Annotated in this window: 18 protein-coding genes; 11 read left to right on the forward strand and 7 right to left on the reverse strand. The window is 73.1% G+C overall.

Annotated features, from left to right (window positions below; genetic code table 11):
* Positions 1–141: 141 nt before the first annotated feature.
* Together IE134_RS10495 and IE134_RS10500 are read right to left on the reverse strand one after the other, a co-directional pair.
* On the reverse strand, positions 142–375 hold the full coding sequence (locus IE134_RS10495; RefSeq protein WP_030707921.1) for a ferredoxin: 234 nt from the start codon (positions 373–375) through the stop codon (positions 142–144).
* Entirely contained in the window at positions 375–1,844 is a 1,470-nt protein-coding gene (locus tag IE134_RS10500) for an aldehyde dehydrogenase (RefSeq protein ID WP_189430287.1), read from the reverse strand. Before IE134_RS10500 ends, IE134_RS10495 begins: the two co-directional genes overlap by 1 nt.
* Before the next feature lie 200 nt (positions 1,845–2,044).
* On the opposite strand from IE134_RS10500, the gene IE134_RS10505 reads away from it, so the two are divergent.
* The 6 genes from IE134_RS10505 (at position 2,045) to IE134_RS10530 (ending at position 9,203) form a co-directional block, all read left to right on the forward strand.
* The gene (locus IE134_RS10505; RefSeq protein ID WP_189430289.1) at positions 2,045–3,106 is read left to right on the forward strand and encodes a Strvi_7410 family MBL fold metallo-hydrolase; all 1,062 of its coding nucleotides are present in this window, start codon (positions 2,045–2,047) and stop codon (positions 3,104–3,106) included.
* A 350-nt stretch (positions 3,107–3,456) separates the two neighbouring features.
* Positions 3,457–4,722: an SCO2321 family membrane protein gene (locus IE134_RS10510; protein WP_030707930.1), complete on the forward strand. Its 1,266-nt coding sequence runs from the start codon at positions 3,457–3,459 to the stop codon at positions 4,720–4,722.
* A gap of 11 nt (positions 4,723–4,733) precedes the next feature.
* Complete coding sequence (locus IE134_RS10515) at positions 4,734–5,450, forward strand: SCO2322 family protein (protein ID WP_050513548.1); 717 nt, start codon at positions 4,734–4,736, stop codon at positions 5,448–5,450.
* On the forward strand, positions 5,447–6,616 hold the full coding sequence (locus IE134_RS10520) for an energy-coupling factor transporter transmembrane component T (protein WP_189430291.1): 1,170 nt from the start codon (positions 5,447–5,449) through the stop codon (positions 6,614–6,616). Before IE134_RS10515 ends, IE134_RS10520 begins: the two co-directional genes overlap by 4 nt.
* Positions 6,613–8,340, forward strand: coding sequence for an ABC transporter ATP-binding protein (locus IE134_RS10525; protein WP_126931333.1), 1,728 nt, complete (start codon positions 6,613–6,615; stop codon positions 8,338–8,340). Before IE134_RS10520 ends, IE134_RS10525 begins: the two co-directional genes overlap by 4 nt.
* A gap of 5 nt (positions 8,341–8,345) precedes the next feature.
* The gene (locus IE134_RS10530) at positions 8,346–9,203 is read left to right on the forward strand and encodes an ECF transporter S component (protein ID WP_189430293.1); all 858 of its coding nucleotides are present in this window, start codon (positions 8,346–8,348) and stop codon (positions 9,201–9,203) included.
* 68 nt (positions 9,204–9,271) lie between these two features.
* Here the strand turns inward: IE134_RS10530 and IE134_RS10535 are convergent, their stop codons facing one another.
* Positions 9,272–10,450: a steroid 3-ketoacyl-CoA thiolase gene (locus tag IE134_RS10535; protein WP_030707937.1), complete on the reverse strand. Its 1,179-nt coding sequence runs from the start codon at positions 10,448–10,450 to the stop codon at positions 9,272–9,274.
* 328 nt (positions 10,451–10,778) lie between these two features.
* On the opposite strand from IE134_RS10535, the gene IE134_RS10540 reads away from it, so the two are divergent.
* A complete protein-coding gene (locus IE134_RS10540) occupies positions 10,779–12,032 on the forward strand; it encodes a cytochrome P450 (RefSeq protein WP_030707938.1) in 1,254 nt (417 codons plus the stop codon).
* 114 nt (positions 12,033–12,146) lie between these two features.
* On the opposite strand, the gene IE134_RS10545 is transcribed toward IE134_RS10540, so the two are convergent.
* Both IE134_RS10545 and IE134_RS10550 read right to left on the reverse strand, forming a co-directional pair.
* Positions 12,147–14,192: a bifunctional glycosyltransferase 87/phosphatase PAP2 family protein gene (locus tag IE134_RS10545; protein WP_179888018.1), complete on the reverse strand. Its 2,046-nt coding sequence runs from the start codon at positions 14,190–14,192 to the stop codon at positions 12,147–12,149.
* Positions 14,193–14,412: 220 nt separating this feature from the next.
* The gene (locus IE134_RS10550; RefSeq protein WP_229823486.1) at positions 14,413–15,498 is read right to left on the reverse strand and encodes a serpin family protein; all 1,086 of its coding nucleotides are present in this window, start codon (positions 15,496–15,498) and stop codon (positions 14,413–14,415) included.
* A gap of 143 nt (positions 15,499–15,641) precedes the next feature.
* Here IE134_RS10550 and IE134_RS10555 point away from each other — a divergent pair, with 143 nt between their 5' ends.
* Positions 15,642–16,130 (forward strand): GNAT family N-acetyltransferase, encoded by a 489-nt coding sequence (locus IE134_RS10555; protein WP_030707946.1) that lies wholly within the window; start codon positions 15,642–15,644, stop codon positions 16,128–16,130.
* A gap of 31 nt (positions 16,131–16,161) precedes the next feature.
* On the opposite strand, the gene IE134_RS10560 is transcribed toward IE134_RS10555, so the two are convergent.
* Positions 16,162–18,291 (reverse strand): MDR family MFS transporter, encoded by a 2,130-nt coding sequence (locus IE134_RS10560; protein WP_189430295.1) that lies wholly within the window; start codon positions 18,289–18,291, stop codon positions 16,162–16,164.
* 186 nt (positions 18,292–18,477) lie between these two features.
* On the opposite strand from IE134_RS10560, the gene IE134_RS10565 reads away from it, so the two are divergent.
* Complete coding sequence (locus IE134_RS10565) at positions 18,478–19,623, forward strand: peptidoglycan-binding domain-containing protein (protein ID WP_189430297.1); 1,146 nt, start codon at positions 18,478–18,480, stop codon at positions 19,621–19,623.
* A 192-nt stretch (positions 19,624–19,815) separates the two neighbouring features.
* A complete protein-coding gene (locus IE134_RS10570; protein WP_189430299.1) occupies positions 19,816–20,478 on the forward strand; it encodes an HAD-IA family hydrolase in 663 nt (220 codons plus the stop codon).
* 12 nt (positions 20,479–20,490) lie between these two features.
* On the opposite strand, the gene IE134_RS10575 is transcribed toward IE134_RS10570, so the two are convergent.
* Positions 20,491–21,225 (reverse strand): ABC transporter permease, encoded by a 735-nt coding sequence (locus IE134_RS10575; protein ID WP_098894608.1) that lies wholly within the window; start codon positions 21,223–21,225, stop codon positions 20,491–20,493.
* Positions 21,226–21,714: 489 nt separating this feature from the next.
* Between IE134_RS10575 and IE134_RS10580 the strand changes: the two genes are divergently transcribed.
* Positions 21,715–22,359, forward strand: a complete 645-nt coding sequence (locus IE134_RS10580; RefSeq protein WP_030707962.1) for an HNH endonuclease family protein — start codon at positions 21,715–21,717, stop codon at positions 22,357–22,359.
* Positions 22,360–22,388 lie beyond the last annotated feature (29 nt).

The raw sequence follows: 22,388 nt of genomic DNA on the forward strand, positions 1-22,388 counted from the left end.
GCGGTGTCTGGGACGTCGAGCTGCCGCAGCTCAGAGACAAGTCAGCCAAGGAGCGACCATCACTCCCTGGAGCGGCCGCTGGAAAGGCTCATTGTGCGTCCGCTCGGCTGAGCCGGGCAGCCCCCGGCCCCCCTCGCCCCCTCAGTCCTCCGGCGGAAACACCACCTCCCCCGACCCCGCCAGCGTCAGCGTGATCGCCTCCACCGGGCAGCCCTCCGCCGCCGCCAGGACGTGTTCGCCCGCGTCGCGGTCCTCCTTCGTCGGGTGGGACTGGCGGGCCGAGTCCAGGTGGAAGGCGTCGCCCGCGTGGTTGACGCACATGCCGGAGCCGATGCAGACCGAGCGGTCGACCTCCACGTGCCAGCGGTCGCCCATCACGCCTCCCGGTAGCCGGCGGGCAGGTGGATCATCTTGTGCTCGAAGAACTCGCCGTAGCCCTCGGGGCCGAACTCGCGGCCCAGGCCCGAGTTCTTGTAGCCACCGAACGGGCCGAGCATGTCGAGGCTGAAGGTGTTCACGCTGTACGTGCCCGTGCGGATGCGGCGGGCGATGTCGATGCCGCGTTCCGTGTCCGCCGTCCAGACGCTGCCGCTGAGGCCGTACGGGGAGTCGTCGGCGATGCGGACCGCCTCGGCCTCGTCCCCGTACGGGATGAGGCAGATGACCGGGCCGAAGATCTCCTCGCGGGCGATGCGCATCGAGTTGTCTACCGAGCCGAAGAGGGTGGGTTCGACGTACCAGCCGCGCTCCTGGGAGGCCGGCACGTTGCCGCCCGTGAGGATCTTGGCGCCCTCCTCCTGGCCCAACCTGATGTAGTCCAGGGAGCGTTGCTGCTGGCGTCGGGCCACCAGCGGGCCCAGTTCGGTGGTGGGGTCCATGGGGTCGCCTACACGCAAGGCTCCCGCCGCTGCCGCGAAGGCCTCCGCTATTTCCTCGTAGCGGCTGCGTGGCGCCAGGATGCGCGTCTGCGCCACGCACGCCTGGCCGTTGATCATCCACGCGAACGGGACGATGCCCGCCACCGCCGCCTCCAGGTCCGCGTCCGGGAGGATGACTGCTGCCGACTTGCCGCCCAACTCCAAAGTGACTCGCGTCAGGTTGTGCGACGCCACCTCCATCACGCGCCGGCCTGCCGCCACCGAGCCGGTGAAGGAGACCTTGTCCACGTCCGGGTGGCCCACCAGGTACTCGCTCACCTCACGGTCGGCCGGGAGGATGGACAGGACCCCGGGCGGCAGGCCCGCCTCCTCCGCTATCTCCGCCAAGAGGTAGGCGTCCAGCGGGGTTTCCGGGGAGACCTTCAACACCGCCGTGCAACCCGCCAGCAGTGCCGGGGCCAGCTTCGCCGCCGCCGTGAACTGCGGGACGTTCCACGGGACCACCGCCGCCACCACGCCCACAGGTTCACGGCGGACCAGCAGCGGGCCGAGGACTCCGTCGCGCCGTTCCTCGTACGGGAACGTCCGCGCCACCGTGATCGCCGAGTCCCACACCATCATCGCGGCCAGCGCCTGCACCATGACGCTCGCGCTGTACGGAGTGCCGTTCTGCGCGCTGATCAGGCGCGCGAACTCCTCGTGGCGTACGGCGAAGGCGTCCTTGATCCGGGTGATCACCGCGATCCGCTCGTCCAGTGTCATCCGGGGCCAGGGGCCCTCGTCGAAGGCGCGGCGAGCCGCGGCGACCGCCCGGTCGACATCCGCCTCCGAGGCGTGCGGCACGCGGCCGATGACCTGCTCGGTGTGCGGGGAGATCACCTCGATGACCTCGGTGGAGAGCGGATCGGTGAACTCCCCGCCGATGAACAGGCGTCCGTGCTCCACCAGCTCCGTACGTTCCGTCATGGCCGTCCCGCCTCCCGTGAACCCGTAACACCCGCACACACGAAACTGACTGTTCGTCAGAACTGATACCAGTTCTTGTTTCAGTAGTCCACGGGGGTCGCAGCGTCAATGGCCCCCGCACTCCGATGATTTGGTAGACCGGGGCTACCACTGAAACGAGTTCTCGTTACAGTGGAGGCCGAAGCGGAGAAGGGGAGCCCATGGCGCAGGTGACTCACGGGACCGGGACGCAGGTGGCCGATCACGGCGGGGGCGTCCACAGCATCAGGGTGCCCATCCCGGACAATCCCCTCGGGCACACCCTGGTCCATCTCGTCGACACCGACCGGGGGCCCGTCCTCATCGACACCGGCTGGGACGATCCCGCCTCCTGGGACACCCTGGTCGCCGGGCTCTCCGCCCTCGGTACCGCCGTCACCGACATCCACGGCGTCGTCATCACCCACCACCACCCCGACCACCACGGCCTCTCCGGCCAGGTCCGCGAGGCGTCCGGGGCCTGGATCGCGATGCACGAGGCCGACACCGCGATCGTCCGGCGCACCCGGGAATCCGAGCCCGGCACCTGGCTCGACTACCTCACCCGCAAGCTCGCCGGCGTCGGCGCACCGGACGACCACCTCGCCCCGCTGCGTGCCGCCCGCAGCGGGGGGCGGCTGCGGACCCTGCCCGGGCTGCGTGCCGCCCTGCCGGACAGGGAGATCGTCCCCGGGGAGCTGCTCGACCTCGCCGGGCGGCGGCTGCGTGCCGTCTGGACGCCCGGGCACACCCCTGGTCACGTCTGCCTCCATCTGGAGGAGCGGCATCCCGCCGGGCTGGAAGGGAACGGGCGGCTGTTCTCCGGCGACCACCTGCTGCCGGGGATCAGTCCGCACATCGGGCTGTACGAGGACCCGGACGACACCGCCGTCACCGATCCGCTGGGCGACTACCTCGCCTCGCTGGAGCGGATCGGCCGGCTCGGGGTGGCCGAGGTGCTGCCCGCGCACCAGCACGCCTTCACCGACGCGGGCGGGCGGGTGCGGGAGCTGCTGGACCACCACGAGGAGCGGCTGACCGGGCTCCTCGCCCTGCTCGCCACGCCCCTCACCCCGTGGCAGCTCGCCGAGCGGATGGAGTGGAACCGGCCCTGGGAGCAGATCCCGCACGGTTCGCGGTCCATCGCCGTGTCGGAGGCCGAGTCCCATCTGCGGCGACTTGTGAAGCTCGGCCGCGCGGAGGCCGTCCCGGGCGGGCCCCCGGTGACCTACATCGCCGTGTGAACCTCACTCGGCTGCGGACGACCGCGGTGACCTACATCGCCGTCCGAGCCCCCCACCAGGGGCGACCCCGGTGACGTACATCGCTGTGCGCGGCCCCGGCCCCTCCCCTACGGACCGGTAGAGTGGGCAGGTCGTCATCATGCCCGTACAGGGGGACGCCGGAGATCACCGGCGCAGCGCCCCAGCCGTGACCCGTCCGCCCGACGGCAGCCGGACCGCCCTCCGCGGAGCGTGACCGGCTCGGGCCACCGGAACCCCGGTGGCCGGCACCGTCGAGGCATACGGGGCCGGAGCCCGGTGCCCTCGTGCGCCCGGGGAGTCCGGCCCTCGCAGGAGAGGCCCAGCCAGCCATGACCGTACGCCGCAGCGCAGCCGCGCTCGCGACCACCGCCGTGCTCCTGGGCGTCGCCGCCCCCGTGGCGGTCGCCCCTGTGGCGGTAGCCGCACCGAGCCCTTCTCCTTCGGCGGATCTGCCGGCCGGGCTCTACGGCACCACGGACCCCACGTACGACGGGGTGTGGCGGCAGTCGCTCGCCTTCCTCGCGCAGAAGATCGAGTACGTCACGCCGTCGACGCAGGCGGTCGACTGGCTGGTGGGCCAGCAGTGCGACAGCGGGGCGTTCACCTCGTACCGGGACGCCTCCAAGCCCTGCGACGCGTCGACCGTGATGGACACCAACGCCACCGCCATCGCCGTCCAGGCCCTCGTCGAGATCAACCAGCGCCGCGAGGACGCCAACAACGGGGCCGACTGGCTGAAGTCCGTGCAGAACGAGGACGGCGGCTGGGGCTACAACCCCGGCAGCCCGTCCGACGCGAACTCCACCTCCATCGTCATCGGCGCGCTGGCCCGCACCGGCGTCCCGGTCAACGAGCTCACCACCGCCAACGGCAGCACCCCGTACACCGCGCTCCAGTCCCTGGCGATCGCCTGCGGCGAGAAGGACGGCGGCGCGTTCGCCTACCAGCCGGGCAAGAAGGGCGAGCTGACCGCCAACATGGACGCCACCGCGGCCTCCGTGCTCGGTCTGATGGGCAAGGGCATCGCCTCCGGCACGTCCAACGCGGTCAAGGATCCCTCCTGCACGAAGGGCGACGACCTCAGCCCGGAGCAGAGCGCCCAGAACGGCGCCTCCTTCCTCGCGGACACGCTGAAGAAGCAGCCGTATCTGGAGCAGGCCCCGATGCCGGGCGCCGAGGACTCCGCCCCGCAGCCCGACTACGGCAACACCTCGGACGCCGTCGTCGCGCTCGCCGCCTCCGGGCACGCGGACAAGGCGAAGGCGTCGGTCGCCTGGCTGCAGAAGAACGGCACCGGCTGGGCGAAGCAGGGCGGCCCGGCCGCCACCGCGCAGCTGATCCTCGCCGCCCACGCCACCGGCGCCGACGCGCGGAGCTTCGGCGGCGTCGACCTCGTCAAGCAGCTCAACTCGATGGGGCCCTCCCCGGCCGCCACCGCCCTCCCCTCGCCGACGCCCACCGGTCCGCAGCCCTCCAGCGGCACCGACAGCGACGACGGCGGACTGAGCCTGGGGTGGCTCATCGGCATCGGGCTGCTCGCCGGTACCGGCATCGGCTTCCTGCTCAGCATGCGCGGGAAGAAGAAGCAGCCGTGAGCCGTACGCCGATGGGTTCGGCAGCCGTGAGCCCTGCGCAGGCCACCGCCCGGCTGCGCGTTCCCCTCGTCGCCCTCCTGGCCGCCCTCGTCGCCGCCTCCGCCGTGCTCCTCGGCGCGGGAAGCGCCCAGGCCGCCGGGTACCGCTACTGGTCCTTCTGGGAGGGCAACGGCAAGAACTGGGAGTACGCCACCCAGGGGCCGTCCCTCCTGCGCCCGGACGACGGTACGGTCCAGGGCTTCCGGTTCGCCGTGAGCGAGGACTCGGGCGACGCGGACCAGCCGCGCCGGGCCCCCGACTTCGGGGCGATCTGTGCGGACACCCCGGCAGAGGACGGGAAGAAGCGGGTTGCGCTGGTGATCGACCCGGGGACGAGCACGGACGCTCCGGACGGGGAGAAGCCGCCGGCGCTGCGGACGGCCTGTGCCCAGGTCGCGCCGGACGCCAGCAGCGCGGAGGCGCTCGCCGCGGTGGCGAAGCCGCTGCGGTACGACGACAGCGCCATGCTCTGCGCGATCTCCGGCTATCCGAAGTCCGGCTGCGGCGAGCAGGTGTCGGGCGACAGCGGCAGCGCGAAGCCGTCGGAGCCCACGAAGACCACCGGCGACCAGGACAAGGGCGAGGAAAGTGACGGCGGCGGCGGTCCGTCCGTCGGGCTCCTCGTCGGCATCGGCGCCGTCCTGCTGCTCGGCATCGCCGCCGTCGTCCAGGCCCGCCGCCGCCGGTGACCGCCGCCCCCGCCCCGGCCCGGCTGCTGCGCCGGGCCCTGCACGCCCCCGAGGCGGACCGCGCCAACGCGCTGCCCGCCGGGGCGTGGTGGCTGTGGGCGCTGGGGCTCGCCACCGCCGCCTCCCGGACCACCAACCCGCTGCTGCTCGGGCTGCTGGTCGGCGTGGCGGGGTATGTGGTGGCGGCCCGGCGTACGGACGCGCCGTGGGCCCGTTCGTACGGGGCGTTCATCAAGCTCGGGCTCTTCGTCGTGGCGCTGCGCCTGGTCTTCTCCGTCTTCCTCGGCTCGCAGATCCCCGGCACGCACACCGTGTTCACGCTCCCCGAGCTGCCGCTGCCCGACTGGGCGCGGGGCGTGCGGATCGGCGGCCGGGTCACCGCCGAACAGCTCGTCTTCTCCCTCTACGACGGGATGAAGCTGGCCACCCTGCTGATCTGCATCGGCGCGGCGAACTCGCTGGCCAATCCGGCGCGGCTGCTGAAGTCACTGCCCGGTGCGCTGTACGAGGCCGGGGTCGCCGTCGTGGTCGCGATGACGTTCGCGCCGAACATGGTGGCCGACGTGGTCCGGCTGCGCACCGCGCGCCGGCTGCGGGGGCGGCCGACCGGCGGGGTGCGGGCGGTGGCGCAGATCGGGCTGCCGGTGCTGGAGGGCGCGCTGGAGCGGTCGGTGGCCGTGGCCGCGTCGATGGACGCGCGGGGGTACGGGCGTACCGCCCAGGTCCCGGCGGCCGTCCGGCACACCACTAACGTCCTCACCGTGGGCGGGCTGCTCGGGGTGTGCGCCGGTACGTACGGGCTGCTGGCCGCGCAGGGAGCGGTGTACGGGCTGCCGTTGCTGCTGGCCGGTCTGGTCGTCGCGATGGCCGGGCTGCGGCTCGGCGGGCGGCGCTCGGTGCGTACCCGCTATCGCCCGGACCGGTGGGGTGTGCGGGCCTGGCTGGTGGCGTGCTCGGGTGCGGCGGTCGCGGCGGCGATGATCTGGGCGGGGGCGGTGGACCCGGAGGCGCTGCGCCCCGGTGTCGTACCGCTGACCGCGCCGGTGCTGCCGCTGTGGCCCGCGGCGGCGGCGCTGATCGGGCTGCTGCCCGCGCTGGTCGCCCCCGTACCGCCGTCGGAGCGGGCGGCCGACAGACCAGTGCGACGCGGCAAGGAGCAGGCGTGATCAGGTTCGAGCGGGTCTCCGTGCGGTACGAGGGCACGGAGCGCCCCACGCTGTCCGGGGTCGACCTCACGGTCCCCGAGGGCGAACTCGTGCTGCTCGTCGGGCCCTCAGGTGTCGGCAAGTCGACTTTGCTGGGTACGGTCTCGGGGCTCGTCCCGCACTTCACGGGCGGGCTGCTGTCGGGCCGGGTCACGGTGGACGGCCGCGACACCCGTACGCACAAGCCGCGTGAACTGGCCGATCTGGTCGGGACCGTGGGCCAGGATCCCCTGGCCCACTTCGTCACGGACACCGTCGAGGACGAGCTCGCGTACGGCATGGAGTCGCTGGGTCTCGCCCCGGACGTGATGCGCCGCCGGGTCGAGGAGACCCTCGATCTGCTGGGCCTGGCCGAGCTGCGCGACCGGCCGATCGCGACCCTGTCGGGCGGCCAGCAGCAGCGGGTGGCGATCGGTTCGGTGCTCACGCCGCACCCGAAGGTGCTGGTGCTGGACGAGCCGACCTCCGCTCTGGACCCGGCGGCGGCCGAGGAGGTCCTCGCGGTGCTCCAGCGGCTGGTGCACGACCTGGGCACGACCGTGCTGATGGCCGAACACCGGCTGGAGCGGGTGGTGCAGTACGCGGACCAGGTCGTCCTGCTGCCCGCCCCGGGCGCGCCCCCGGTGATGGGGCCGCCCGACGGGATCATGAAGGTGTCGCCGGTCCGGCCGCCGGTGGCCGAGCTGGGCCTGCTGGCGGGCTGGGACCCGCTGCCCCTGTCGGTACGGGACGCCCGGCGCGCGGCGGGCGGGCTGCGGGAGCGGCTGGCGGGGGCCGCGGTGCCCGTGCGGGCGGGCGTTGCCCCGGCATCGGGGCCGGCGCCGGTGCCGGTGCCGGTGGTCGCCGCGGAACGCTCCCGCCCCGGCCGCCTCGCCCGGCTGCTGGGCCGGGGGTCCGCCGAGCCGGTCGCCCCGGCCGCCGCCGATCCGGTCACCCGCGTCGACGGGCTCGGCGTGCGGCGCGGCCGGGTCGAGGCGCTGCGCCGGGTGACGCTCACCGTGGCTCCGGGCGAGACGGTGGCCCTGATGGGGCGCAACGGGGCCGGCAAGTCCACGCTGCTCGGCGCGCTCGTCGGGATGATCGAGCCCACCGCGGGCTCCGTGCGCGTCGGCGGCCTGGCCCCGGCCCGGACGGACCCGCGCGCGATGGTGCGCCGCGTCGGCCTCGTACCGCAGGAGCCGCGCGATCTGCTGTACGCGGACACGGTGGCCGCCGAGTGCGCCGCCGCCGACCGGGACGCCGGCGCGACGGAGGGCACCTGCCGGGCGCTGGTGTCGGAGCTGCTGCCGGGGGTCGGGGACGACACCCATCCCCGGGACCTGTCCGAGGGGCAGCGCCTCGCGCTCGCCCTGGCGCTGGTGCTGACGGGCCGCCCGCCGCTTTTGCTGCTGGACGAGCCGACGCGGGGCCTGGACTACGCGGCGAAGGCCCGGCTCGTCGGCGTACTGCGCGGACTCGCGGCCGAGGGGCACGCGATCGTCCTGGCGACACACGATGTGGAGCTGGCGGCGGAACTGGCGCACCGGGTGGTGATCCTCGCCGACGGGGAGGTCGTCGCGGACGGCCCGACCGGTCAGGTGGTCGTCTCTTCCCCCGCCTTCGCCCCGCAGACGGCGAAGATCCTCGCCCCGCAGGAGTGGCTGACCGTGTCCCAGGTGCGCGGGGCGCTGGAGGCGGGAGCGTGAAGGCGATGACGGACGTCACCGAACGGGCTCCCCGGCCCGTGCGCCTCGGGCCGAAGTCCGTGGCCGTGCTGCTGCTGACCGGGGCCATCGGTGTGGTCGCCTTCGGGTGGCCGCTGCTGGTGGACACCGGGTCCGGGCTCGCGCACGCGCAGGACGCGCCCTGGCTGTTCGCGGCGCTGCTGCCGCTGCTCGTCGCGGTGGTGGTGGCGACGATCTCCGAGTCCGGGATGGACGCGAAGGCCGTCGCGATGCTCGGCGTGCTGGCGGCGGTCGGGGCGGCGTTGCGCCCGCTCGGGGCGGGCACGGCGGGCCTGGAGCCGATGTTCTTCCTGATGGTGCTGAGCGGCCGGGTGCTCGGACCCGGGTTCGGCTTCGTGCTCGGCTCGGTGACCATGTTCGCCTCGGCGCTGCTGACGGGCGGGGTCGGGCCGTGGATGCCGTTCCAGATGCTGTCGATGGGCTGGTTCACCATGGGCGCGGGCCTGCTGCCGGGGCCCGACCGGCTGCGCGGGCGGGCCGAGCTGGCGATGCTCGCGGTGTACGGGTGCGTCGCGGCGTTCGCGTACGGCGTGGTCATGAATCTGCAGGGCTGGCCGCTCATCACCGGTCTCGGTTCGGGGATCTCGTTCGACGAGGACGACCCGCTGCACCAGAACCTGGTGCGGTTCGTCGCCTACTGCCTGACGACCTCGCTGGGCTGGGACCTGGGGCGGGCGGTACTGACGGTGGTCCTGACCCTGACGCTCGGCCCGACGCTGCTGAAGGCGCTGCGCCGGGCCACCCGCCGCGCCGCGTTCGACGCGCGGGCGGCGTTCGGGGAGCCGGAGAGGCAGCCCGAGGGGACGGCCCCGGGCTCATCATGATGGGCCGCTGAGGCCGACAGGACCGCTGGACGCCCCGCCGTATGGACCGCTGGGCGCTCCCTGCGGGGTCACAGCCGCTGGATGATCGTTCCCGTCGCCAGGGCTCCTCCCGCGCACATCGTGATCAGCGCGAACTCCTTGTCGCGGCGTTCCAGTTCGTGCAGGGCCGTGGTGATCAGCCGGGCGCCAGTCGCGCCGACCGGGTGGCCCAGCGCGATCGCGCCGCCGTTGACGTTGACCTTCTCCAGGCCGTCGAGATCCGCCTCGAACTCCTGCGCCCAGCTCAGGACCACCGACGCGAACGCCTCGTTGATCTCGACGAGGTCGATGTCCCGCAGCGACATGCCGGCCTTGCCGAGCACCGCCCGGGTCGCGTCGATCGGACCGTCGAGGTGGAAGTGCGGGTCGGAGCCGACGAGGGCCTGGGCGACGATCCGGGCCCGGGGCTTGAGCTTGAGGGCCCGCGCCATGCGTTTGGAGGACCACAGGATGGCCGCGGCCCCGTCGGATATCTGCGAGGAGTTGCCCGCCGTGTGGATCGCGCTCGGCATCACGGCCTTCAGTCCGGCGAGCGCCTCCATCGAGGTGTCGCGCAGCCCCTCGTCCCGGTCGACGAGCCGCCACATGCCCTGCCCGGCCGCCTGCTCCTCCTCGGTGGTCGGGACCTGGACGGCGTACGTCTCGCGCTTGAAGCGCTCCTCGGCCCAGGCGGCGGCCGCCCGCTGCTGGGAGAGCAGGCCGAGGGCGTCCACCCGCTCCCGGGTCAGACCGCGCTTGCGGGCGATGCGCTCGGCGGCCTCGAACTGGTTGGGCAGGTCGACGTTCCACTCGTCGGGCCAGGGCTTTCCCGGTCCGTGCTTGGAGCCGCTGCCCAGCGGCACCCGGGACATCGCCTCGACGCCGCAGCTGATGCCGACGTCGATGACCCCGGCGGCGACCATGTTGGCGACCATGTGGGAGGCCTGCTGCGAGGAGCCGCACTGGCAGTCCACGGTGGTGGCGGCGGTCTCGTAGGGCAGGCCGACGGTCAGCCAGGCGGTGCGGGCCGGGTTCATCGACTGCTCGCCGGCGTGGGTGACGGTGCCGCCGACGATCTGTTCGACGCAGTCGGCCTGAATGCCGGTGCGGCCGAGAAGTTCACGGTAGGTCTCGCCCAGCAGGTAGGCGGGGTGCAGATTGGCGAGTGCGCCTCCACGCTTGCCGATGGGGGTGCGTACGGCTTCGACGATGACGGGTTCCGCGGCCATGAGCTCGTCCTCTCCTCGCGCTTCCGCAGGGGGCGTCCCGGCGCCCGCGGAAGGAACTAGTACGCGTTCTAGTTCTGCCCAGCAGTCTCGTGACGGCGACCCGGCTGCGCAAGGGGCGTGCACGCACCGCACACGCGCGACTCCGCAACGGAAGACCCCTTCCGCGCCTCCGCACACCCGCCCGGGGCGATGGATCCGGCCACGGCTCTTGCCACTTGTAGAACTCGTTACTACCTTGCGGGCAACTCCTGATGGGCCGTCAGAAGCAGGATGGCGCGCCCGTCGGACTCGGACGGTTCGCGATCAGATCCGGAGTGGAGAGGTGCCCATGCGCTGCCCCCATCTGCCCGACGGGTTCGACTTCACCGATCCCGATCTCCTCCAAGACCGTGTGCCGCACCCGGAGTTCGCCCTGATGCGGGAGACCGCACCGGTCTGGTGGTGCACCCAGCCGCCCAACATCTCCGGGTTCGGCGACGAGGGCTACTGGGTCGTCACCCGCCACGCGGACGTCAAGTACGTCTCCACGCACCCGGAGTTGTTCTCCTCGAACACCAACACCGCCGTCATCCGCTTCAACGAGACGATCAGCCGCGACCAGATCGACGTCCAGAAACTGATCATGCTGAACATGGACCCGCCGGAACACACCCGGGTCCGCCAGATCGTCCAGCGCGGCTTCACCCCGCGCGCGGTGCGCTCGCTGGAGGCGGCCCTGCGCTCCCGGGCCCGCTCCATCGTCGAGACGGCCCTCGCGTCGGCGGACGCGGACGGCTCCTTCGACTTCGTGACGAACATCGCGGTGGAGCTGCCGCTCCAGGCCATCGCCGAGCTCATCGGCGTACCGCAGGACGACCGGTCCAAGATCTTCGACTGGTCCAACAAGATGGCCGCGTACGACGATCCGGAGTACGCGATCACCGAGGAGGTCGGCGCCGAGGCGGCGATGGAGATCGTGGCGTACTCGATGAACCTGGCGGCGGCCCGCAAGGAGTGCCCGGCCCAGGACATCGTCACGCAGCTGGTCGCGGCGGAGGGCGAAGGGAACCTGTCCTCCGACGAGTTCGGGTTCTTCGTGATCCTGCTCGCGGTGGCCGGGAACGAGACGACCCGTAACGCGATCAGCCACGGCATGCACGCCTTCCTCACCCATCCCGAGCAGTGGGAGCTGTACAAACGGGAGCGGCCGAAGACCACCGCCGAGGAGATCGTGCGCTGGGCGACGCCGGTCGTCTCCTTCCAGCGGACCGCCACCCAGGATGTGGAGCTGGGCGGTCAGCGGATCAGGAAGGGCGAGCGGGTGGGTCTCTTCTACTCCTCGGCCAACAACGACCCGGAGGTGTTCGACGCCCCGGAGACCTTCGACATCACCCGCGACCCCAATCCGCACCTCGGGTTCGGGGGCGGTGGCCCGCACTTCTGCCTGGGCAAGTCGCTGGCCGTGATGGAGATCGACCTGATCTTCAACGCCGTCGCCGATGTGCTGCCGGACCTGCGGCTGCTGGAGGATCCGCGACGGCTGCGGTCGGCCTGGCTCAACGGGATCAAGCAGCTCCAGGTGACCACGGCGGCGGAGTCCTGACACCGGTCCCGAGTGGCGGGGCGGGCGCGACGGGCGGACCATGTGAGGACGCGGCGATCCACGCCGAAGGGGTGCCGGGACGGTGAACGTCGTCCCGGCACCCCTTCGGCCTGCTCACCCGCTGTGTGCCGCCTCCTGCTTCCCGGCCGGCACGGGCTCCGCCTGCTCGGCCGCCGGTTCCGCGGGCGGCGGCTCGACGGGTTCCGCCGCCGCTCCCCGCTCCTCGTCGACCAGCTTCCGCGGACCCGACAGCACATACGTCAGCCCGAAGCCCAGCCCCACGACGAGCGCGCCGCCGACCGCGTCGAGCACCCAGTGGTTGGCGGTGGCCACGATCGCGGCGATGGTGAAGAGCGGGTGCAGCAGGCCGAGCGCCTTCATCCACAGCTTCGGGGCCAGCATCACGATCACCACACCGCACCACAGCGACCAGCCGAAGTGCAGCGACGGCATCGCCGCGTACTGGTTGGTGACGGTGGTCAGCGTCCCGTAGTCGGGCTTCGCGAAGTCCTGCACCCCGTGGACGGTGTCGATGAAGCCGAGGCCGGGCATGAGCCGGGGCGGGGCCAGGGGGTAGAGCCAGAAGCCGACGAGCGCGAGGAGCGTGGCGAAGCCGATGGAGGAGCGGACCCAGCGGTAGTCGGCGGGGCGGCGCACGTACAGCACGCCGAGGATCGTCAGCGGGACGATGAAGTGGAACGTGGAGTAGTAGTAGTCGAAGAACTCGCGCAGCCAATCGATCTTGACGACGGCGTGGTTGACCCAGTGCTCGATGTCGATGTGCAGCCACTGCTCGATGGCGTGGATCTGCCGGCCGTGCTCCTCGGCGAGCGGGCGGCCCGCCCGGGCGGCCAGGCGGACCTGGGCGTAGGCGTCGTAGACGACCCGGATGAGCAGGAGTTCCAGCAGCAGGTTGGGGCGGGTGAAGACCCGGCGCCAGAACGGCAGGAGCGGCACGCGTCTCCAGCGCGCCGCGACCGGTTTCGCGTAGTCGGTGGGGACCGGGTGCTGCCAGTACGGCGAGGTGCGGGGCAGGAACGGGGCGAGGCAGGCCGCGCCGAGCGCCGTGAGGAGCAGGATGTTGTCGCGTACGGGGAAGAGCGCCTCGATGTTCGGCAGCAGCATCGTTCCCGGCAGGGTGGCGGCGAGCACCACCACGGACGGCCAGACCAGCCGGTCGGAGGCCCGCTTGCCGACCTTGCCGACGACCGCGAGGAGCACCCAGAGCAGCTGGTGCTGCCAGGCGGTCGGCGAGACGGCGACGACGGCGCAGCCGGTCACGGCCACCGCGAGGAGCAGCTGACCGTCCTCGGCGTACCGCACCGCGCGCCGCAGCCCGACGACGACGACGACGGCGGAGAGCACCAGGAACAGGGCGATCTCCAGGGGGCCTTCGAGGCCGAGCCGGAGCAGCGCCCCGTGCAGGGACTGGTTGGCGAGGCTGTCCGGCCGCTCCCCCAGTCCGGCGCCCGCGAGATGGTGCACCCAGTACGTCCACGAGTCCTTCGGCGCCGCGGCCCACGCGACGGCCGTGGCGAGGGCGAAGGTCGCGCCCGCGCACACCGACGCCTGCCGTCGGCCGGTCAGCCAGAGCAGGGCGGCGAAGAGCAGCAGCACCGGCTGGAAGGCGGCGGCGATGCCGACGAGGACGCCCGCCGCCCGGTGGTCCCGGACGACGAACCAGGCCAGGAGCACCAGCAGGACGGGCAGGATGCTCGTCTGGCCCAGGTGCAGGGCGTTGCGGACCGGCAGCGACAGCATGAACAGGCTGATCGCGACGGGGGCCGCGAGCAGGGCCGTCCGGCGGCCCACCGGCCCGGGCAGGGCCTTGGCCGCGACGAGGCCGAGGGCGACGACGAGCAGCAGGGACCCGAACGTCCAGGCCACGCCCAGGGTCTGCTGGGCCGTGGCGGTGAGCGGTTTCAGGACGAGCCCGGCGAAGGGCGTCCCGGTGAACCGGCCGCCGTCGTACAGCGAGCCCGTCATGTGCAGGACGCCGTTCTCCCCGATCCAGGTCTCCAGATCGAGGAGCCGTTCCCCCGGTGGCTGCCGGAGCACCACCGCCACCTGCCGTACCGCGAGCACGGCCACGACCAGCCAGAGCAGGGCCCTGGTCAGCCCCGCCCCCGCTCCCGTGTCCGCCGCCGCGTCACCGCGCACACTGTGATCCGCATTCACCACGCTGCGCCGACCCTCCCACCCGTTCCGTGCATCGCCCTTGGAAGTGGGGGCCATGCAGGATGAAGCCTCGCATTGCCCAACGAGGTAGACCCAATCAACCCCCTCTTTGCCTGGCTGTCATCCTGCTTTGGTCCGGAAGAACTCGTCCGTGGGGATGACGGGGGGCGCCGGAAGGCCTCGGGTCGGCGCGGGGAGGGCCTCAGGCGTCCGGGCCGGCGGGGGTGTCCGCCTGCCAGGCGGTGAACAGGGGTACGTCGCCGGCTCCGGCCAGCACGACGATGCCGAAAGGCCGGTCGAAGGCGATGTGGTGGACCCGCTGCGGCCGGGGCGCGGCACCCGCCGGGGCCGCGACCACCGTCACGGCCGCGGCCTCCACGCCCTCCTCGGCGATCTTCAGCACGGCCTCCTGGATCACGTCGGAGACGCGAAGGCGTTCGGGCGAGAGGCCGGAGAAGTCGGCGTCGTCCGAGGTGGCCAGCCGTACGCCGAGGGCGGGCAGCTGCTCGGTGACGGACACCCGGGTCCGCAGGGCGAGCCGCGGCAGCCCGACGGTCACCCGGTCGGTGTCCAGCGCGGTGCCCGCGGTCCGGGGTGCCCAGCCCACGGGGAGGACGCGTTCCGGGCCCGCCCCCGGCTCGCCCAGGACGAGGCGGACCCGGGCCCCGGGAACGCCGCCCGGCTCTTGGGCGCAGCGCAGCTCGACGGCGTACGCCCCGCCGGCCGTCCAGGCGTCGGCCATCGGCACGTCCTTGGACATGGTCGGCACCGGGCGGACCGTCCCGGCCGCGTCGGTGAACGGCAGAACCCGGGTGCGCCGGCCCTCGAACGGCTTCTCCCAGCGGGCCTTCAGCGCCAGGACGTTGACCAGGGCGAGCAGGGTGTCGTCGGTGATCTCCAGCGGCAGCCGCTCGATCAGCCCGCCGGTGGCCTCGCGCGCCCAGGCGTCGACGGCCGCCGGGTCCATCGGGTCGAAGCGGACGTCCGGCAGCGCCTCCCGGTACGCGCGCAGCACGGGCACCCGGCTCCAGACCCGGGTGGCCACGCCCAGCGCCCCGGTCGCCGCCAGCTCCCGGGCCACCTTCGTGACGGCCGGGGCGGCTTCCCGGTCCGCGGTGCCGAGGAGGGCCCGCAGCTCGGCGGCGGTCGCGCCGCGGGCGCCCGCGGCGACGGCGGCCAGGGCGAGCCACAGCCCGGCGGGCGAACAGACGAAGCCGACGGTCGGCACGGTACGGCCCCGGCGCCACCACCGCTCCCGCCCCCGGCCCGCTGTTCCCTCGGCGGCCATGCCGTCCTGTATCCAGCGTTCGGCGAGATGCTGGATCGCCCGGGTGTCGTGGTCGCGGCGTCGGTCGCGGACACGTCGGTCACTGCTGCCCCCTGCAGGTAATGGCGTCGTCGTCAGGCCGTACGGCAGCAAGAATGCCTGACATGACCTGGACCGTGGCCGCCGAACGTTTCGACTCCCCCGACGCGAGCGCACTGCGCCGTGACTACTACGACGAGGTCGCGAGCCGCTACTGGAACCGGCCCGCGACCGCCGCCGAGATCGCCGACGGGCTGGCCGACGACGGGGCCGACCTGCTCGTACCGCCGACCGGTCAGTTCGTCGTCGGGCGGTACGGGAGCAAGGCGGCGAGCTGTGCCGGTCTGGTGCTCACGGAGGAGGCCGGGGCGGGCACGGCGGAGCTGACGCGGGTGTACGTACGCCCGGCGTTCCGGGGGACGGGCGGCGGCGGGCTGCTGCTGGCCGCGGTGGAGGAGGCGGCGAGGGCGTACGGCGTACGGCTGCTGCGGCTGGACACCCGCAACGACCTGGTCGAGGCGCGCGGGCTGTACACGAAGCACGGGTACCGGGAGGTGCCGGCGTTCCACCGCCGCAACCCGTACGCGGAGCACTGGTTCGCCAAGGAGCTGTGACCCGGCCCCGGCGCGCGTGAACCGTCCGGGCTCAGGAGGGCGGGTGCGGGTGACCGTGGTCGCCCTGGTCGTCGAGGGCCCGGCTGTGGGCCTCGCGCTCGTCGCGGCGCAGGTGGGCCTCGTGGTCGCGGGGTGGCGTCGGGGAGTGGGGCCGTTCCCTGGTCGAGCCGCTGACCTCGGCGGTCAGTTCATGGACGAGTGTGACCAGGTCGGTGGGGCGCTCGGGGCCCCACCAGTCGCCGAGGAGTTTGGCGAGCGAGTCCTCGCGGGCTTGCGAGAGCCGCACGACGGCCTCGGCCCCGGAGTCGGTGAGGATCATCTGCAGGCCCTCCCGGCGGGCCAGTCCCCGTTCCTCGACCTGCCGGGCCGCGTCGGTGATCACGTGCAGCGGTACGGGAGCCGTCTCGGCGAGCCGGGCGGGTTCGACCATGCCGTGCCGCTTGATCCGCAGGAGCAGCCAGCTGGCCGCGGGCAGCAGGTCGTACCCGGCCCGCGCGGTGATCTTCTCGTAGATCTCGCGGCGGCCCTCCCGGGTGGCGAGCACGGACAGGGCACGGGCGCACTCGTCGTACGAGGAGCGCTCGACGGGGTTGGAGGCGAGCGTCTGGCTCGTGTCGGGGGCGGTCACCGAGCCCCGGAGCTTGTCCTCGCGGAGGAACCAGGCGAGGACGAAGGCGAGGAGGACGACCGGGGCGGCGTACAGGAAGACGTCCGTGATGGAGGTGGAGTACGCGCTGAGGACCGAGGGCCGCAGGTCGGCGGGGAGCTGCCCGATGGCCCGGGGGTCGGCGGACAGGCTCCCCGCGTCGATGCCCGGGGGCAGCGGCTGCCCGGCGAGCGCGTCCGTCAACTGGCCGGTCAGCCGGTTGGTGAAGATGGTCCCGAAGACGGCCACGCCGAACGCCGCGCCGATGGACCGGAAGAACGTCGCGCCGGAGGTGGCGACCCCGAGGTCCTGGTAGGAGACGGAGTTCTGGGCGACCAGGACGAGGACCTGCATCACCAGGCCGAGACCGGCGCCGAAGACGAAGAAGTAGACGCTCATCAGCCAGGTGGAGCTGGACTCGTCGAGGCGGTGGAGCAGCAGGAGACCGGCGGTGGTGAGGGCCGTGCCGAGGACCGGGAAGACCTTCCAGCGGCCGGTCCGGCTGACGATCTGGCCCGAGGCGGTCGAGGTGATCAGCAGGCCGAACACCATCGGCAGCATGTGCACGCCGGACATCGTCGGGGTGATGTCGTGGACCACCTGGAGGAACGTCGGCAGGTAGGTCATCGCGCCGAACATGGCGAAGCCGATGACGAAGCTGATCACGGCGACGAGGGTGAAGGTGCGGATCCGGAACAGCTTCAGCGGCAGCACGGGCTCGACGGCACGCCGTTCGGCGGCGATGAAGGCCACGAGCAGGACGACGGCGAGCACCGCGAGCGCGATGATCTGCGGGGAGCTCCAGGCCCAGGTCGTCCCGCCGAGGGAGGCGATGAGCACCAGGCTGGTCGCGACGGCCGCGATGAGGAAGGTGCCGAGGTAGTCGATGGTGTGCTTCTCGCGGCGGACCGGGATGTGCAGGACGGCCGCGATGACGCCCAGCGCGACGACGCCGATCGGCAGGTTGATGTAGAAGACCCAGCGCCAGCTGAGGTGTTCGGTGAAGAAACCGCCGAGGAGCGGCCCGAGGACGCTCGTCACCCCGAAGACGGCACCGAAGAGCCCTTGGTACTTGCCGCGTTCGCGCGGGGTGACGAGGTCGCCGACGATCGCCATCGACAGCACCATGAGCCCACCGCCGCCGAGTCCCTGGAGAGCCCGGAACCCGATCAGCTGGGGCATGTTCTGGGCGACTCCGCAGAGCGCGGAGCCGATCAGGAAGATCACGATCGCGGTCTGGAAGAGCTTCTTGCGGCCGTACTGGTCGCCGAGCTTGCCCCAGAGCGGGGTCGCCGCGGTGGCCGCCAGGAGATAGGCGGTCACCACCCAGGAGAGATGGTCGAGCCCGCCGAGCTCGCTGACGATGGTCGGCAGCGCGGTGGAGACGATGGTCTGGTCGAGTGCCGCGAGCAGCATGCCGAGGAGCAGCGCTCCGATCGCCACCAGGACGCTCCGGTGGGAATGTCCCTCACCGGGGGCCGCGGCCGAGGGCGGCGGGCTCAGCTGCTGGGACATGGGCGTCTCCTCTGCCGGGCCATGGCGTCTCCTCGATCCGCTGCGTCCGCTGATCCACTACACCCCCATCCTGGACGTTTCGCCCCGTTATGGCCTGCCGAAGGCGGGCGGAGCCCGCTGCGGGCCGTTGGGCTTCCCCGGAGCGGGCTGCATAATCGCAGGCAGTTCAAGGGGAGGGGACCCACGATGACCGGACACGCATGCCCGGAGTGCGGTAGACGGACGGCCGGGGAGCCCGGCACGGAGCACCGGGTTCCGTGCCGGTGCGGCGCGGGCGCGGGTTCGGCGCCGCTCACGGAGGACGAGCAGCGCGCCGCCCGTACGGCGGAGATCGCCGCGGCCGAGGACTTCGATCCGCTGCGCATCCGGCCGTACGTGACGCTGACCGAGCAGGCGACTGCGGGGGCGGACCGTACCGGGGCGGGCGAGGCTTCTCGTACGCCGGAGGGCGCGCAGCCCGGTACGCGGGCGGGCGAGGCTTCCGGGGCCGAGCGGCGTGGGTCCGACGTTCCGGGGGCGGCGGCGACCACGATGCCGCTGTTCCTGGGCGGCGACGGCCCGGACGCCGGTACGGGTACGGCTACGGGTGCAGGCCCGGGCGCGGGCACCGCCACCGGCGCGTACGCCGCACCGGCCGGAAGCGGAGACCGCAACCGCAGGCGGACCGCCGCCGCGAGCCCCGCCTTCGCTCCCGACCCCGTGCAGCCGCGCCGCAGGCGGCCTTTCGGGGCGCTCGCCGTGGGGGCGGCCGTGGCCGCGGTGGTCGGCACGGCGGCCTTCGCCGGGGGACTGTTCGGCGGCGACGACAGCGGGGACGAGGCGCTGCCGGAGGCGACCACGAGCGTCCCGGACACGGACGGCGAACCGGCCGCGTCGGTGGCCCCGTCCCCGTCCGCGTCGGCAGCTCCGTCCCGTACGCCGTCCCGCTCGGCGGCTCCGTCGGCCTCCCCGTCCGCTTCCGCATCGCCGACCAGGAGCCGGGAGCCCTCGCCGACCGCCAGCGCGTCCGCGTCACCGACGGCGAGTGCCTCACCCGCCCCGGAGGGCGGCGGCGCGCCCACGTCCTCGCCGTCCGCCGCCCCGCCCGCGGAGTTCGCCGGCCCCTCGCTGCGGCCGGGCGACCGCGGCCCGGAGGTCGGGGTGCTGCAGAACCGGCTCAGGGAGGTGTGGCTCTACTCGGGGCCGTCCGACCAGAACTACAGCGAGCGGGTGGAGAACGCGGTGGCGGTCTACCAGTCGTACAAAGCGATCCAGGGCGATCCGATGGGCGTGTACGGACCGAACACCCGGCGCGCGCTGGAGGCGGAGACGACCGGGCGCGGGCACGGCTGAGCCCGGGCGGCCGGGGGATCTGCGTGCGGCGAGCGAGGGGATTGGCGTTCCGGCTCCGGTTTTTGTATCGTGATGGAACAAAGTAGCTCCCGCCCGCACTCCCTGACCGGCGGGCGGGGGTTGCTCTGGTACGGCCCTGCGGCACGCGCGCCCGGGCCGTTCGTACACCTCCCCGCGTTTCTGGAGCAGCCGATGCCGGCCACCGTCCTCACCGCTCACGCCCTCCTTCTGGACATGGACGGCACCCTCGTGAACTCCGACGCGGTGGTGGAGCGCTGCTGGCGGCGCTGGGCGATCGAGCACGGGCTGGACCCCGAGGCGGCGCTCAAGGTGGTGCACGGCCGCCAGGGGTACGCCACGATGGCCGTCCTGCTCCCGGACCGCCCGATGGAGGAGAACTACGCGGACAACCGGGTGATGCTCGCCGAGGAGACCGCCGACGTCGAGGGTGTCGTGCCGATCGGCGGGGCGCCCGCGTTCATGGCCGCGATCGCCGAGCTGCCGCACGCCCTGGTGACCTCCGCCGACAGCGCGCTCGCGACGGCCCGGATGGGTGCGGCCGCGCTGCCGATGCCCGCCGTCCGCGTCACCGCCGAGCAGGTCGGCGCCAGCAAGCCGGACCCTGAGGGCTTCCTCAAGGGCGCGGCGGAGCTGGGCTTCGACGCGGCGGACTGCATCGTGTTCGAGGACTCCGAGGCGGGTATCGCGGCGGGCCGGGCGGCGGGCATGCGCGTCGTGGGCGTCGGCCCGCGCGCCGCGGCCCTGGCGCCGGACGCCCATGCGGCGGACCTGACGCAGGTGCGGGTGGAGGCGGCCGAGGACGGCTCGATCCGCCTGCACATCGACGAGGCCTGAGAGCCCCGGGGTTCAGTCCCGGTACAGCAGCCCGCGCGCGACCAGTTCCAGGACCGTCGCGACGGCCACCACCTGGACCGCCATCAGCGCCACCAGGACGAACAGCTGCACCGCGCCCGCCTCCACGGGTGAGGCGCCGCCCAGCAGCATGCCCACGAACGCCCCCGGCAGCGTGACGAGCCCGACCGTCCGGGTCTGGTCGAGCCCGGGCAGCAACGCGTCCGACGCCGCCGGCCGGACGATCTCCAGCCGGGCGTCCCGGTCGAGCAGGCCGAGGGCCATGCCCGCCTCCACCTCCCCGCGCCGGGCGGCGAGTTCGTCCAGGGCCCGCCGCCCGCTGAGTACGGTCGCGGTGAGCGCCCCGCCGATGAGGATGCCCGCCACCGGGATGAGCGCCATGCCTCGGACCGGCACGAGCCCCGTGAGCAACAGGGACCCCACCACGGGGAGCACCCCCGCCCCGATCGGCACGGCCGCCCAGCGCCAGGTGCGGTTGCCGGTGATGCGGCGGCCGGCGGTCCATACGGCCACGGCGAACATCAGCGCCACGAACCCGAGGAGCGGCGCCACCGAGCGGACCACCCAGCCGATGAGCAGGGAGACGGCGGCGAGTTGGGCCGCCGCCCGCACCCCGGCGACGAGGATCTCGCGCGACCGGCCCAGGGAGGCCCACGCGGCGACGGCGGCCGCGAAGACCAGCAGGACGGCGAGGACGACGCCGAGGGTGACGGAGACCGGAAGCAACACGCGGCAACGATAGAGCCGCACCCGGCTTCACCGAACTCCCCGGCGGCCCCGGGCCCGTACGGGCCCCGCATCCCGGGGACGACCGGAACGGCACCGATCCTCACCGGCCCCCGGGGACACGACCGGGCCCTCGGCGCCGCCCGGAGCCGCGACCGGCCCCAGGCCGCCCGGCTCGGGCGCGACCACACCCAGGCCACCCGGCGAGGCGCGCCGCACGGTCCGCACCCGGTGGGGGCGCGACCGGAACCACGAGCGCCCCCGGCTCTCCGGGACGGCACCCAACACCACCCGGACCACCCCTCCGTGACGGACCGACGCGCCCCCGTGATCCGTCACTCCCCTTGCACACCCCTTGATGTGACGTGCACATGTCGCCACTCTGTTACCTGACGCCCACCCCACGGAAACCTGGCGTCGCCACCATGGCCGGGATCTGCCCAGAGCCCGATCGTCACCCACCCACGTACCCCCCACATCAAGGGAGTTCGCATGTCCGGTGTCTACGCGCGTCGCCTCTCCGTCGTCGCCGCAACCGCAGCACTCGCCGCCACGTCCGCCCTGTTCACCGCGCCCAGCGCCCAGGCCGCCATGCCCACCCCGGTCAGCGCGGCGACCGCGCGGACCTACCTCGGCCAGCTCACCGTCGGCGCGGAGGGCTCGTCCAGCGGCTACAGCCGTGACAAGTTCCCGCACTGGATCACCCAGTCGGGAGCCTGCGACACCCGCGAGGTCGTCCTCAAGCGCGACGGCACGAACGTCCAGCAGAACTCCTCCTGCCAGGCGACCAGCGGCAGTTGGTACTCGCCCTACGACGGCGCCACCTGGAGCGCCGCCTCCGACGTGGACATCGACCACATGGTCCCGCTGGCCGAGGCCTGGCGCTCCGGCGCGAGCAGCTGGACCACCGCCCAGCGCCAGTCGTTCGCCAACGACCTGACCCGCCCCCAGCTCATCGCGGTCACCGACAACGTGAACCAGTCCAAGGGCGACAAGGACCCGGCCGAATGGATGCCGCCGAGCTCCTCGTACAAGTGCACCTACGTCCGCGCCTGGGTCCACGTCAAGAAGCAGTACAACCTGAGCGTCGACTCCGCCGAGAAGAGCGCCCTGCAGTCGGCCCTGAACGGCTGCTGACCCCGGGCGCGGCCCCCTGACACTCCCGG

Source organism: Streptomyces rubiginosohelvolus, assembly GCF_014649875.1.
Lineage (GTDB): Bacteria > Actinomycetota > Actinomycetes > Streptomycetales > Streptomycetaceae > Streptomyces > Streptomyces rubiginosohelvolus.